The sequence below is a fragment of the Klebsiella sp. HN106 genome (assembly GCF_051209435.1).
GTDB lineage: Bacteria > Pseudomonadota > Gammaproteobacteria > Enterobacterales > Enterobacteriaceae > Klebsiella > Klebsiella oxytoca.
Window position 1 is genome coordinate 60,145 of record NZ_JBLURD010000015.1, and the last position, 13,203, is coordinate 73,347.

11 protein-coding genes are annotated in these 13,203 nt (G+C 53.5%); 2 read left to right on the plus strand and 9 right to left on the minus strand.

Translation table 11 applies throughout. The features are described 5' to 3' along the window. Positions 1-18 precede the first annotated feature (18 nt). Together fucO and rhaM are read left to right on the plus strand one after the other, a co-directional pair. The gene (gene fucO / locus ACSIPU_RS25095; protein ID WP_032729187.1) at positions 19-1,167 is read left to right on the plus strand and encodes a lactaldehyde reductase; all 1,149 of its coding nucleotides are present in this window, start codon (positions 19-21) and stop codon (positions 1,165-1,167) included. After that, on the plus strand, positions 1,164-1,478 hold the full coding sequence (gene rhaM, locus ACSIPU_RS25100) for an L-rhamnose mutarotase (RefSeq protein ID WP_004107466.1): 315 nt from the start codon (positions 1,164-1,166) through the stop codon (positions 1,476-1,478). Before fucO ends, rhaM begins: the two co-directional genes overlap by 4 nt. A 54-nt stretch (positions 1,479-1,532) precedes the next feature. Here the strand turns inward: rhaM and ACSIPU_RS25105 are convergent, their stop codons facing one another. The 9 genes from ACSIPU_RS25105 to ACSIPU_RS25145 form a co-directional block, all read right to left on the minus strand. Further along, positions 1,533-2,897: a NosD domain-containing protein gene (locus tag ACSIPU_RS25105; RefSeq protein ID WP_004107464.1), complete on the minus strand. Its 1,365-nt coding sequence runs from the start codon at positions 2,895-2,897 to the stop codon at positions 1,533-1,535. 104 nt (positions 2,898-3,001) lie between these two features. Then, a complete protein-coding gene (locus ACSIPU_RS25110; RefSeq protein ID WP_004107462.1) occupies positions 3,002-4,390 on the minus strand; it encodes a glycoside-pentoside-hexuronide (GPH):cation symporter in 1,389 nt (462 codons plus the stop codon). Between the two features lie 71 nt (positions 4,391-4,461). Further along, positions 4,462-5,472, minus strand: coding sequence for a LacI family DNA-binding transcriptional regulator (locus ACSIPU_RS25115; protein WP_004107460.1), 1,011 nt, complete (start codon positions 5,470-5,472; stop codon positions 4,462-4,464). Between the two features lie 410 nt (positions 5,473-5,882). After that, positions 5,883-7,262 carry a carbohydrate porin gene (locus ACSIPU_RS25120; protein WP_032729186.1) on the minus strand — a complete coding sequence of 460 codons (1,380 nt, stop codon included), beginning with the start codon at positions 7,260-7,262 and terminating at the stop codon, positions 5,883-5,885. A 102-nt stretch (positions 7,263-7,364) separates the two neighbouring features. Next, entirely contained in the window at positions 7,365-7,958 is a 594-nt protein-coding gene (locus ACSIPU_RS25125; protein ID WP_004107456.1) for a DapH/DapD/GlmU-related protein, read from the minus strand. Positions 7,959-7,997: 39 nt separating this feature from the next. After that, entirely contained in the window at positions 7,998-9,263 is a 1,266-nt protein-coding gene (locus tag ACSIPU_RS25130; protein WP_024274858.1) for an MFS transporter, read from the minus strand. 41 nt (positions 9,264-9,304) lie between these two features. Continuing rightward, complete coding sequence (locus tag ACSIPU_RS25135; RefSeq protein ID WP_032729185.1) at positions 9,305-11,428, minus strand: alpha-galactosidase; 2,124 nt, start codon at positions 11,426-11,428, stop codon at positions 9,305-9,307. A 114-nt stretch (positions 11,429-11,542) separates the two neighbouring features. Then, the gene (locus ACSIPU_RS25140) at positions 11,543-12,538 is read right to left on the minus strand and encodes a substrate-binding domain-containing protein (RefSeq protein ID WP_004107449.1); all 996 of its coding nucleotides are present in this window, start codon (positions 12,536-12,538) and stop codon (positions 11,543-11,545) included. Between the two features lie 75 nt (positions 12,539-12,613). Continuing rightward, on the minus strand, positions 12,614-13,162 hold the full coding sequence (locus ACSIPU_RS25145) for a helix-turn-helix domain-containing protein (protein ID WP_004107447.1): 549 nt from the start codon (positions 13,160-13,162) through the stop codon (positions 12,614-12,616). Between the last annotated feature and the right edge of the window lie 41 nt (positions 13,163-13,203).

Consider the following 13,203-nt stretch of genomic DNA (forward strand, 5'->3'; position numbering starts at 1 on the left):
ATATTAAGGAGAATTATCATGAGTTTTATGTTGGCACTGCCCAAAATCAGCCTCCACGGCGCGGGCGCAATCGGCGATATGGTCAAGCTGGTGGCGGGTAAACGCTGGGGCAAAGCGCTGATCGTCACCGACGGCCAGCTGGTGAAGCTGGGGCTGCTCGACAGCCTGTTCGCCGCCATGGATGAACAGCAGATGGCTTACCATCTGTTTGACGAGGTGTTCCCTAACCCCACCGAGGCGCTGGTGCAAAAAGGCTACGCGGCGTATTGCGATGCCGGGTGCGATTACCTTATCGCCTTCGGCGGCGGCAGCCCGATTGATACCGCCAAAGCGGTCAAAATCCTTACCGCCAACCCGGGGCCATCGACCGCCTATTCCGGCGTCGGCAAAGTGAAAAACGCCGGCGTGCCGCTGGTGGCCATCAACACGACCGCCGGCACCGCGGCGGAGATGACCAGCAATGCGGTTATTATCGACGCCGAGCGCCAGGTAAAAGAGGTAATTATCGACCCCAATATCATTCCCGATATCGCCGTCGATGACGCCAGCGTGATGCTGGATATCCCGCCATCCATTACCGCCGCCACCGGCATGGACGCGCTGACCCACGCCATTGAAGCCTTCGTGTCCGTTGGCGCGCATCCGTTGACCGATGCCAACGCCCTGGAGGCGATTCGCCTGATCAACCTGTGGCTGCCGATAGCCGTGGACGACGGACATAACCTTGAAGCCCGCGAGCAGATGGCGTTTGGCCAGTATCTGGCGGGCATGGCGTTTAACAGCGCCGGTCTCGGCCTGGTGCACGCGCTGGCCCATCAGCCGGGCGCCACCCACAACCTGCCGCACGGCGTGTGCAACGCCATCCTGCTGCCGATCATCGAAAACTTTAACCGGCCGAACGCGGTTGCCCGCTTCGCGCGCGTGGCGCAGGCGATGGGCGTCGATACCCGCGGTATGAGCGATGAAGCGGCCAGCATGGAGGCCATCAACGCCATCCGCGCGCTGAGCAAACGCGTCGGCATTCCGCAAGGCTTCAGCCAGCTTGGCGTCAGCAAAGCCGATATCGAAGGCTGGCTGGACAAAGCGCTGGCCGACCCGTGCGCGCCGTGCAACCCGCGCACCGCCAGCCGCGACGAAGTCCGCGACCTGTATCTGGAGGCATTATGATCCGCAAAGCTTTCGTGATGCAGGTAAACCCGGACGCGCATGAAGAGTATCAGCGCCGCCATAATCCCATCTGGCCGGAGCTGGAAGCGGTGCTGAAAGCCCACGGCGCGCACCATTACGCGATTTATCTCGATAAAGAGCGCCATCTGCTGTTCGCCACGGTGGAGATTGAATCCGAAGCGCGCTGGAACGCCGTCGCCGGGACCGAGGTGTGTCAGCGCTGGTGGCAGCATATGCGCGATGTTATGCCGGCCAATCCGGACAACAGTCCGGTAAGCGCGGAGCTCAAAGAGGTGTTTTATCTCGATTAAATCCATGACGGCCCCGCTGCATTTAGCGGGGCCACCGCTTCAGATCTAAGAGCGTTACATCGTTCCGGGAACGGGCGTGGCCCTGAAGGCGTTTACCGCCCTGTCCATCAGCACCCGATCGTCGCTTCCGCTATCCAGTATCGTGTTTTGCGCGGATTCTTTTTCTACCTGCACGGCAACCGCATCAAGCTCCTTTAACCTGGCCGTCGTCAGCAAAGCGCTGACCTGCGCCGCAAAGCAGGCATCCTCTTCGGAGGGCTGCGCCTGCGCCGCTGACGTCTCCGTGGTCGCCACGATATGGTTATTGGCAATATAATTCCCTTTCCCGGAAACCAGCCGGATGATGACCGGTTTTATTCCCAGCGGCTTGAGATACTGGATATCAATCGTTTCGGAAATATGATTGGCAATCAACGAATTATGACTACCATTGATATGCAGCAGACCATAGGCATCATCCAGGCCGTTGTCATAGGTCTGCATCGGCGGCCAGGGTTCGCGATCGCGGAAAAAATGATTGGCCGCGATGAGATTCTCCGCACTGTTATTCTCCAGTACCAACATCCCTGGATAAAATGAGTGCAACCGATTACCGGTCACGGTAGAACGAACAACGCCAGATAAATGAACGCTGCTGGCGCCACGCGGAAAGATATTATTGCCAGAAATTAATAACCCACCAAAGTTTTGGGCATAAATCGAATAGCCTTTATAGCCTGCGCCAATCAGGTTATCGGTTATTTTAGAAGCCTGTCCAGCGCCACGAAGCTCGATGCAGTTGCCGCATTCGGCGATAAAGTTATTATGGATCGCCATAGCATCACTATTGTACGTCGTGAGACCATGCTCAAGATAGATAAATCCCATGCCGGTAATCCGGAAAGCATCCTGAGCGCTGGCGATATAAATCCCGGTTTTGCCGTTAATATAGCTATTTTCCGGATCGTTGTTTCCCAGCCCATCATCAATAAAATGCAAGCCATCAATACAGAAGTTTTCAAACGCCACTGAACTTATTCGCGGTGCTCCGCTGCGTTTCACGTAAAATGCAGCGCCAGCGTGTTCTTCATCACCGGGCTGCGGGCAAAGATCGACCAGGATACGGCTGCCACCCGGCCATATATCATGCAAATTCGCCCACTCGTCAGCCGGCGTATTAAAGCGAATACTTGAAGAGACAAACCCGTGTCCGGCGCCCATTATTTTTAAATAACTGATATCAATCAAAACCTGAGTCGTCAGATAATAATCGCCGGGCGGGATATAGATAGCGGCGCCGGGTTTTCCACCATTATTCATGTCGGTTGCGGTTTGCCGATTTTTAATATCGAGAATAATACTGTTGATAACTTCGCCGATATCCTTATACGGATTACCGATATGCCACTGCGTCACGTCATAATAATTATTATGCGTCATGAAGAACCTCCTCTGCTATGAACAGAAAATCAATTAAAAAAAACTGTTTTGATTAACACTGATATTTAATGATAAATAATACGGATAGCCTGATCCGCTGGCGATTAATCGCGTCCTTTTTCCAGTTCACGTTTTGCAAGATCGGCTTTGATTTTTTCAAGGAACGCGTTATTCAGCTTGAAGTAGCGCACCAGATACGCGCTGATGAAATAGCTCACCATCGGCAGTAGTGAGAACATCATGATGATGCCCTGAATGGTCTGCGCATTTTGCTGCGGCTCATTAGCGACATAGCCGGTAAACGCCAGAATCCACGCAACGATAGCGCCGGCCACCGCCAAACCCATTTTCAGCATAAAAAGGTTACCCGCGAAGGAGATACCGGTCAGGCGCTTGCCGAACTTCCAGTCACCGTAGTCATCAACGTCGGACATCATCGCCCACAGAATCGGGCCTGACTGAATTAAATGCAGAACGTTAATAATGATGAATAACGCCATCAGCGGGGTCAGGGATTGCGGATCGATAAACCACAGCGCAAATGACAGAACACCGAGAATAATATTAATAATGCGGAACAGCGCGAGTTTATCAAAGCGATCGGTCAGCGGTTTGGCAAGCACGCTGCCCAGCATATTACAGGCCACGCCCAGCGCCATAAACAATGTGATAAATCCGACAGAGGCCTTCATCACATAGGTAGCATAATAAATGGTGACGCCGCCGCGGATGAAGGCCGGGAAAACATTTAGAAAGGTTATAGAGATCATCAATAGCCACTGATCGTTCTTGATAATATCCCGCAGGTCTTTCTTTAATGACTCGTTTTCCTTAACCGACACCACGCGCTCTTTTATGCTGGAAAAGCAGAAGAGGAACATCAGGGTTGCCGCACCGCCCATAATCATCATCGTCAGCTGGAAACCGGAGGCGCGGTCGCCATTACCCAGCCAGTCCGTTAACGGCAAAATAGATGAGGAGATAATTAACGTTGCCAGCCCGTTAAGGAAAAAACGCCATGACAGGCAGCCCATACGCTCTTTCTGATTGAGAGTAATCACGCCGCCGACCGAGCAATAGGGAATATTGATCGCGGTATAAATCAGCGACATCATTAAATAGGTGACCCAGGCATAGATAATCTTGCCATTCATGCTTAGCTCTGGCGTAGTGAACATCAGCACCGCACCCAGCCCAAACGGAAACGCCATCCATAATAACCATGGGCGGAACTTACCCCAACGGGTCACGGTGCGGTCGCAGATGGCCCCCATCAGCGGATCGCTAAAAGCGTCAAAGATACGGATAACCAGGAATAAGGTCCCCACAACTCCGGCACTTAAGCCATACACGTCGGTATAAAACCATGTCAGATACAGTGCGAGCACGCTCCATATCATTCCTGATCCGGCGTCACCCATGCCGTAGCCGATCTTCTCCCTCAGCCCCAGCTTTTCATAAGCGCTCGGCCTTTCCATTGCGGTAGCAGACATAAATATACCTATTTTTTTATTAAAAGGGACCGATGGCGCCAGTCGTCGCGCCATTACTAAACATAAATCTCTTACAGGGTAGTAATATTAATTTTTACGCTGCTCTCACGAATAATTAACCGAGAGACAATTTCGTGCATTTCAATACTGTCCGGCTGCTGTTGATATTTCACCATCTGGAAAGCGAGATGAGCGATTTCACTTACCGGCTGCGCAACGCTGGTAATTCTTTTTGTTTGCGCCAGCAAGGTATTATCAAAACTGGCAATCGCAATATCTTCTGGAACGGCGATGCCTTTTGCTTCTAGCCCATCGATAAGATAGTTTGCCGCAATATCGTTATAAACTAACAGACATGTACAGGTTCGCTTCGGCTCGCTGAGTTTCTCAATAATATCATCAAGAATGCTTATATGACCTGAGACCTTCTCACCCTCACCTTTTGTTATCCAGAACGAATTATCTTTGGCAAGCTTTAAACCGTGACTCGCTATTTTTTTGCTGTACGACGATACCTTGCGGTTATCAACGCCTTCCTGGGCAACAAAACCAAATGCAACATGTCCGGTGTGTATGAAATGCTCCGCAATACTTTCAGCCCCGCGATCCTGATTAATCGATACAGAATTAAAGAACCGGGACACCTGCGTAACGACGACAACCGGGATTCGGGTAATAGTTAACCATTCTGAAAGACCGGCTTCTGCTTCTGTCGGCACCCATAGCAAACTGTCAATGCCCATCCCCACCAGGGTATGAATAATATGCTTATCTTGTTGCGGTTGATTCTGGTGCGTTTTGACGATCACCGATTTACCGATGTACCGGGCCTCTTCTTCCACTGTCGCCAACAGTTCACAGAAGTGAGGATTGACCAGATTAGGCACAACCACACCAATCAGTCCGGAACATTTACCGCTAAGCTGAAACGAACTTTTGCTGGGAACATAGCAAAGATAATCCATCGCCTCCCGCACCGCCTTACGCGTTTCCGCGACCACGCTGGGATGATTATTCAGGACTCGTGATACGGTTGCCGTCGAGACCCCAGCTCTTTTTGCTACGTCTTTAATCGATGCCATGGTAATTGAATACGCCTTCTGACTCCTGGAGCTCACTATAAATTGTGAGCTAAATCGAAAATGTAAGCCAGTTCACATGTTGTCGCGTTACATGGAATGACGTTTAGCCTTCGCAATTTTATTATTCCTTACATAGCTTAAAGACCGGACTATACAAAAGCATAACTCAGCGTAAAAGAATAATATATTATGTCAAAAAAATATTGCTGGTGGTCGTGTGGGATTTAGCTGAAAGATATTGAACGCATGAAGGCGCCTCATCCTTTTTGCCGAGTAAACGACAGAGTGTCAGATGACATCTTCACTCAGGATGAGGCATGAGAAGTGCTGGCTTAATTATATATAGCGGCTACCGTTCATTAAAGTAATGTGCAATTTAATAGAATGTACTGTGGCTATAATGATAATTATCAGAAGAAATACTTAAAGCGCACCCGCGCGCCGTAGCGATCGTCATCATCCCCCTGACTCAGCTTGTCGTCGCTGTCAAGAAAGGAGTAATAAGCGCCGAGATAAATATTAAAGTTCTGCATGTTCATGACGTTCGGAATTTGATACGACACGTGCAAAGTATGAATATTGTAAGTGCCCTGGTCCTTAATCCAGCAGTCGTTCTCGCAAATCACGCCGGCATAATCGCTGATTTTATTATGCGCGTAGATATATCCCAGCTCAAAGCGCCGCCATAGCGCGTTCACCCCGGAGGTGAAATCCTTCTCGTTATTGGCATCCATATAAGCGGTATTCAGGTTTACTACCACACCGTCCGCCGGGTCGCTCTTCAGGCCGTTCCAGGTCATGGTCAGGCCATAGCCGTTGCGGTCAGACTGGTCGACGAAGTGACCCTGCGTATCTTTATAGCCGTAGGCATTCTGTACCACGTTCGCTTCCACGGCCGCCGCAACGGAAAATTCATCCTTTGCCCAGGACACCACCGGACGCAGGTACGCCACGTTCTTTTTCTGCTCCATGTCGCGACCGTGATAACCGCCGTCGTTATACAACGAAGTACCGTCTTCCAACAGTGTATTAAGCTCAAAATACCAGTTATCTAACTGTTTACTCAGTAAGAAGTTACCGCCTGCGTCAGAACGACCGCGTCCCTCTTTCATCATATAGATATAGCCATGACCGTCACTGTACAGGTCGTTAGCGGTATTTCCTGAGTGCTCAACGAAGGTATCCTGATTTAGCGGGAACATATCGTACGCCTCAAAACGCCCCACTTTCACCTTCCAGTCGTTCTCCTGACCAAAGAAGAAAACCGCATCATCAAGGTTCATCGAACCGGTCATGTCCGCTAGCGGCTGGATAGAGAACCCGGCAAAATAGCCGTTTTCCATTTTACGGATACCGTCAAAACCGAGCAGAATGCGGCCGTTTAAATCCCACTTATCATAGGTTGTATCGCTGCCAACGTCGGCATTGGTCATGGCCAGCAAGCCATGTTTGCTTTCCGCATCCATATTGAATTCGACATCGCCGTAGATTTTCAGATCGCCATAGCCGGATAATTTCAGCTCAGGAACTGAAATATTTTTTTTACTCTCAGCGGTCGGGGCCATGCTTTTAACCGCTACGCTGGTTTGCGCCGCCTGTATAGCGGAATTCTGCTTCGCCTGTAAATCCCGCACCTGGCCTTCGGCCACCGCCGCCCGGCTTTCAGCGGCGGCAAGCCGCGCTTCAAGCAGCTCCATCCTTTGTTCCAGCGTCAGATGATTATTTTTCGCTACCGCTGAACCGGTTATCAAAGACAAACCTATGGCTATCGATAATGCTGTTTTATTCATTTTTATTTTCCGGAGGTAAAAGAGGGCCAGGTGAGTCATAAACTCACCCGTATATATTTTTATTTTTTATATCAGGAAGATTTTCTATTTTATTATTGAAGTTCAGCCTGCGAACAGCTGATATTTATTTTTATCCTCATCGGTAATGTCTCTTAATACCCGACAAGGGACGCCTGCGGCGACAACATTTGCCGGTATGGAACGGTTCACCACGCTCCCGGCGCCAATGACCGAGTTTTTTCCGATAGTGACGCCAGGATTGATAATCACCCCGGTGCCCAGCCAGACGCCGTCTTCAATAACCACCGGCAAAGAGAACTGCTGCTGGGTGTGGCGCAGATCCGGATGGATCGGGTGGCCGGCGGTTGAAATCGTCACATTTGGCGCAAACATCACGTTATTACCAATGGTGATCTCAGCATCATCAACTAGCGTCAGATTAAAGTTAGCGTAAAAATTATCGCCAATGGAGATGTGAGTTCCGTAGGCAAAATTAATCGGTGGTTCTATCCAGCATTCTTTACCCACGCGGGCAAACATCCGCTGAATAATGTCGTTTCTTAATTCCTGGTTAAACGGATGGGAGTGGTTGTACTCATAGGCTCGCGCCTTCCCCATCAACCGCTGCTGCGGTAAGCCATATCCTGAATCAATATAGAGCTCGCCGCTGTTCATTCTTTCTTTCATATCCATCATACAAACCGCTCCTGTCACGGTGAATAATTGCGCCGTTGGCTAAACCGTCATAGCGCTATCGCTAATCTTTTCCGGCTTTGCCTTACCCGATAAGGTAAAGGCGGATATTAGCGTAACGGCCAGGGCAATTCCGCCGAGGATCATATAGGTGTCCTGGAAGCCGATGCGGTCATACATGTTGCCGGCAAAAGCGGAGAGGAAGATCGCCGCCACCTGTTTGGAAAACTGGAAGCCAACCAGATAAATCGTCGCCGACAGGCGGACGTCAAATACGCCGGTGATATATTTAAAGGCCCCTACCAGCAGGAACGGCACTTCCAGCGCGTGGAGCATTTTCAGCGCCACCACTTCCGCAGCCGTCGTGGCAAACGATGAACCGATCATCCTTGCCGCCATCACCATTCCGGCAATCAGTAACGTATTTTTCGCCCCGATGCGGTTAATAATCCACGGCGAGCTGAACATAATAATCGCGTTGCATATTTCCCCGGCGGTGGTCGCAAAACCAAAAGCGCGGGTGCCCGATTCAGGGGTGGCAAAAAAGGATTTAAAGAAGGTGGCAAACTGCTGATCGAAGACATCATAAACGCAGGCGACGCCGATGACGTACAGAATAAACATCCACATTTTGCGCTGGCGGAACATGCTCACGGCAGTTTTTAAATCCACCGCCGGACGATTGGCCCCTAAAGAATCCATCACCTGTGCGCTCTGACTGGCCTGCGGTTTAGCGATAGCCACCAGCACAACCAGTACCAGCGCGGCGGCGGAGCCCATCCAGAACACCCACTCCGGGTTAACGCTGAACAGCATCCCCGCCGTGGTGGCGCACAGGGCCCAGCCGAGGCAGCCAAAAGTCCGCGCCTTGCCGTATTCAAACCCACTATTGCGGCTCACGCGTTCGATATAGGCCTCCATCGCCCCGGCGCCGGCGGAGAACACAAAGCCAATATAGGCTCCACCGCTCAGCGCGCCGAGCCAGATATTGGTTTTCAGCAACGGCGCAAAAACGTAGAGGAAAAAGGGCGCGATCAGCACCAGCAGCACGGTGACAATCCACATCAGATGCTTTTTCAGCCCCAGCTTATCGGAGATCACGCCCAGTATCGGCTGAAAACAGATAGCAAACAGCGACAGGCTGGAGAAAACAATCCCGGTCTCGGTTTTATTCAGGCCGATGACATCCGATAACCAGATCGGCAAAAACGGAAAGCAGGTGGCCATAATGAAAAAGTAGAGAAAGAAGAACAGCCCGAAAATCCAGAAATTGGGGTTGTTTTTATGGGTACAGACGGTCGGGTTCATGGTGTATTCCTCAAAAAGGGCCGCCGCGCGGCCCGTCGTCATCACACGCGTTGCAGGCCAATCAAAATGGCGCTTTCCGGGTCAAGGATTGGCAGCGCCAGCCCCGCCAGTTGCAACCACTCGCCGCTTACGGTCTGCGGCGTCGTCATCCATTCCGGCAGCTTACGCATGGTGTGGCCGCCCTCTCCCGTAATCTGAATATTCGGATGGTCGAGCAGCGTGACCTGGTAGCGCGCTCCCGCTTCCAGTCCCGGCACGCGCAGCGGCGCCATCAGGGTGTAGTCCGGCATCGCCAGCTGGCTGACGAGGAAAATCGCCTGGCTCCGGTCTTCGCTTACCACGCCGTGCGCCAGCGTCGTGGCGTCCGGCATATCAATACGCCACTGCACGCCGTGATGAATCACATCGCGCCACTGCTTATGCAACGCCGCGTATTTGCGGTAGCCGGCACGCTCTTGTTCGTCAGCGCTTACCGGGTCCAGCTCAAGCCCCATATGGCCGAACAGCGCTGTCAGACCGCGAAACGCAATGCTGTGCTGGCGGAAGGTGGCGTGACAGTGGCGGTTGCCGATATGCGCGCCCATGACTTCCGGCGGGAAGAAGTAGCTCATGCCGCGCTGGATAGTGTTGCGCTCCAGGGCATCGTTATTATCTGAAGCCCAGAAGCGATGGCTGCGCTTCAGCACTTCGTAGTCGATTCGCCCGCCGCCGGAGGAGCAGGACTCAAATTCAATATGCGGGAAGCGAGCCACCAGCGTATCGAGCAGGCGATAGAACTGGCGGGTTTGCGCATCGGCGGCAGCTTTACCGTTATGCCCGGGCTGTACCAGTTCGCGGTTCATATCCCACTTAACATAATCCACCGCGTGCTCGCCCAGCAGCCAGCTCATCCGCTCCAGCAGATAATCAAAGGCTTCCGGGATATTCAGATTCAGCACAAATTGATGGCGCCCGGGAAGCGGCGTATAGCCCGGCAGCGCCAGCACCCAGTCAGGATGCGCGCGGTATAAATCGGAGTCAGGGTTAATCATTTCTGGCTCAACCCAGATGCCGAACTCCATGCCCAGCGATTTTACGTGGTCGATAACCGGGGTCAGACCGTGCGGATATTTTTGCTCATCAAGATACCAGTCGCCGAGCGCCGCCCAGTCGTCGTTGCGCCCTTTAAACCAGCCGTCATCAATGATAAAGCGCTCAACGCCCAGTTCCGCCGCCTCATCCGCCATGCGCATGATGTACTGTGGGTCGTGGTCGAAATAGATCCCTTCCCAGGTATTGAGATGCACCGGGCGCGGTTTGTTGCCCGGAAAGCGAATAATCCGTTCGCGCAGATAACGATGGAACTGCTGGCTCATGCCGTTCAGCCCCTGCGCTGAATAGCTACCGTAGAGGTGCGGAGTCCACAGGGTTTCCCCCTCCGCCAACGCCATTTCGCCCGCCAGATAGAGCGCTTCCGCCTGCAGGTAGCGACGGCCATCGGTTTTCACTTCCGCCCGCAGGCGATGGTTACCGCTCCAGCCCAGATGCACGCCCCATACTTCCCCCTGCATCTCGCTAAAGGCCTGGCTGCCGGTAATCAGCGCCGGAAAATGTTCATGGGAAGTGCGTCCGCGACGGTTTTCCAGCACGAAGCTGTCATGTTCAATGAGCAGACGATGGGGCTGGAATTCGCGGATCCAGCGGCCATGAAAGGCCATGACTTCGCGGGCGCGCTCGGCGACCGGTAGCGTGACGGCCAGGCGATCTACCTGCCACGGCTGCGGACGCAGGTTGGTCAAGCCATGGCGAACGCTCAGCACGCCGCTGTTATCAAGCTGAATTTCACTGCATAACCGCAGGCCTGCCTGAGCATCTTCACTGATGATGGTTAAATTCTGCCCATCCTGCGCCACCTCGGTCGTGGTGAACATCGGCGAAGCGTCCAGCCCCTGACGGTGGCCTTCGATGCCCGGCGCGCCGAACAGGCCGTGACCCAGCTCAGCCATTAAGGTCACCGGTGAATCCACATCAAGACGACCATTGGCCACCGGGCGGGCAATGCTCAAGGCATCCTGCGGCGAAAAATGGCTTAAATGCGGCCCCCAGTAGATAATTTCGGCGAACGGGCGGGTTTTGATCACCACATCAGCCGCTGCGCTTTGCAGGCGTAAAATCGAATCAGACATCAGACTTCTCCACAACAAGGAATAGCTTACTGTTGATCCGAAACGTTTCGGACGCCAACCAAAACGTTTCGGATCCGTGATCGAGTTCAGGAAATTAATCTGACGGGAGGGGAATCAGGCAGTTTCGCCGGGGATAAATTCAGGCTGCCAGAGCACCTGGAGAGAGGCGAGATCGTCGCCGGCGATTAAGCGGCGAACCATGCTGGCTATCTGGCGGCCCACGCCCTGCCGGGTGGACTGGATCACCGCGCCCACCGGAGTTTCGATGATGCTGTCCTGCGGCAAGCCATCATAAACCACCAGTGAGACGCGATCGGAGCCGGTAAGACGCCCGAGCTGGGCAAGTGCCATCGCCGCGCCGTCGCCGTGGGTGTTGCAATCGGTGACTATCGCCGTAGGCGGTTCGGGCAGACGCAGCAGCTCCATCGTCGCCTGAAACCCTCCGCGGCGGGTGGGCGACACGCTGCGCAGCCAGGTTTCCGCCAGCCCCGCTTCGCGCAGGGCTTGCAGGTAACCATTGCGGCGCTGCGTAATAAACGCCTGATTGTTATTTTCGCTCAGCAGCGCTATACGCTGGTGCCCCTGGCTAATCAGATGGCGGGTTGCGCGGTACGTTCCCGCCTGGTTATCGAAATCAAACCAGGCATAGGGCTGTGGCAGACGGCTGCGCCCCAGGGCGAGAAAAGGAAAGCCGGAAGAGAGCAGCTGAATCAGGCGCGGATCATCGTCCAGGGTATGGGCAACAATCAGCGCATCAACACGACGACTCTGCACCATACGCATATAACCGTGTTTATCGGCCTGTTCGTCATCGGCTATCAGCAGTAAATCGATCTCATAGCGCGCCAGCTCGTGGCTGATTTCGCCTACCATTTCGAGAAAGACGTTGTTATTCAACGGCGCGGGACGCACGGGGAACACCAGGCCGACGGCGTCGATTTTGCCCATTTTCAGGCGGCGCGCAAAGGTGTTTGGCCGATAGCCGCGACGCTGCGCTTCGGCCTCGACGCGGGCGCGCGTCTCCTGCGACACGTCGTCATAGCCGTTCAACGCGCGGCTGACGGTTGTAACCGAGATCCCAAGTTCTTTAGCAATGGCTTTCAGCGACATAAGTTTCCCTGTCTTCGCGGGAGAATGCGGCTAGTGTCCCGCAATACGGGCATGGCGTCCACCCTGCCGCCGTGACTAGTTCTGCTCGGCGACCAATAGCGCCTGGGTATCCGGTTCCAGCGCCTGGAAAACGTGCTCCCGATCGGCGGGATAGCAGATGTAATCCCCCTCTCCCAACTCTTCCGGCGCCTCCGTGAGGCCGACCCGCGCCCGCCCCTGGGTGATAATAATATGTTCCACGGAACCCGGTGGATGAGGGTGAGAGATACGGTCAGCCCCCGGCTGGGTTAGCAGGAGATAGATATCGCGCCGCGCGCCCGGCGGGCAGGCGGCGAGTAAAATTGCCTGATAGTTTGCCTGCTCGGCAATCACTTTCGTCCCCTCGCCGCGGCGGATCACCTGGGTGGTGTTGACCTGCGGCTCCAGCAGCCGGGCAAAAGGAATATCGAGGGCCACGCACAGCGCCCACAGCGTTTCCAGACTCGGGTTACCGTTACCGGACTCCAGCTGCGATAACGTTGATTTGGCAATTCCCGCCCGTCGCGCAACTTCAGCAAGGGAAAGACCGGTGCGCGCGCGTTCACGAACCAGGCTTTTGGCAATCAGGCTAATTGGCTGAGTCATCCAGCCCTCCGTGTTTTTTATAACGAACGTTTCGTTCGTCT

Coding starts and splice junctions, on each gene's coding strand:
- rhaM (WP_004107466.1), top strand. CDS start 1,164: ATGATCCGCAAAGCTTTCGTGATGCAGGTAAACCCGGACGCGCATGAA.
- ACSIPU_RS25140 (WP_004107449.1), bottom strand. CDS start 12,538: ATGTCGCTGAAAGCCATTGCTAAAGAACTTGGGATCTCGGTTACAACC.
- ACSIPU_RS25115 (WP_004107460.1), bottom strand. CDS start 5,472: ATGGCATCGATTAAAGACGTAGCAAAAAGAGCTGGGGTCTCGACGGCA.
- ACSIPU_RS25145 (WP_004107447.1), bottom strand. CDS start 13,162: ATGACTCAGCCAATTAGCCTGATTGCCAAAAGCCTGGTTCGTGAACGC.
- ACSIPU_RS25110 (WP_004107462.1), bottom strand. CDS start 4,390: ATGTCTGCTACCGCAATGGAAAGGCCGAGCGCTTATGAAAAGCTGGGG.
- fucO (WP_032729187.1), top strand. CDS start 19: ATGAGTTTTATGTTGGCACTGCCCAAAATCAGCCTCCACGGCGCGGGC.
- ACSIPU_RS25130 (WP_024274858.1), bottom strand. CDS start 9,263: ATGAACCCGACCGTCTGTACCCATAAAAACAACCCCAATTTCTGGATT.
- ACSIPU_RS25105 (WP_004107464.1), bottom strand. CDS start 2,897: ATGACGCATAATAATTATTATGACGTGACGCAGTGGCATATCGGTAAT.
- ACSIPU_RS25120 (WP_032729186.1), bottom strand. CDS start 7,262: ATGAATAAAACAGCATTATCGATAGCCATAGGTTTGTCTTTGATAACC.
- ACSIPU_RS25125 (WP_004107456.1), bottom strand. CDS start 7,958: ATGATGGATATGAAAGAAAGAATGAACAGCGGCGAGCTCTATATTGAT.
- ACSIPU_RS25135 (WP_032729185.1), bottom strand. CDS start 11,428: ATGTCTGATTCGATTTTACGCCTGCAAAGCGCAGCGGCTGATGTGGTG.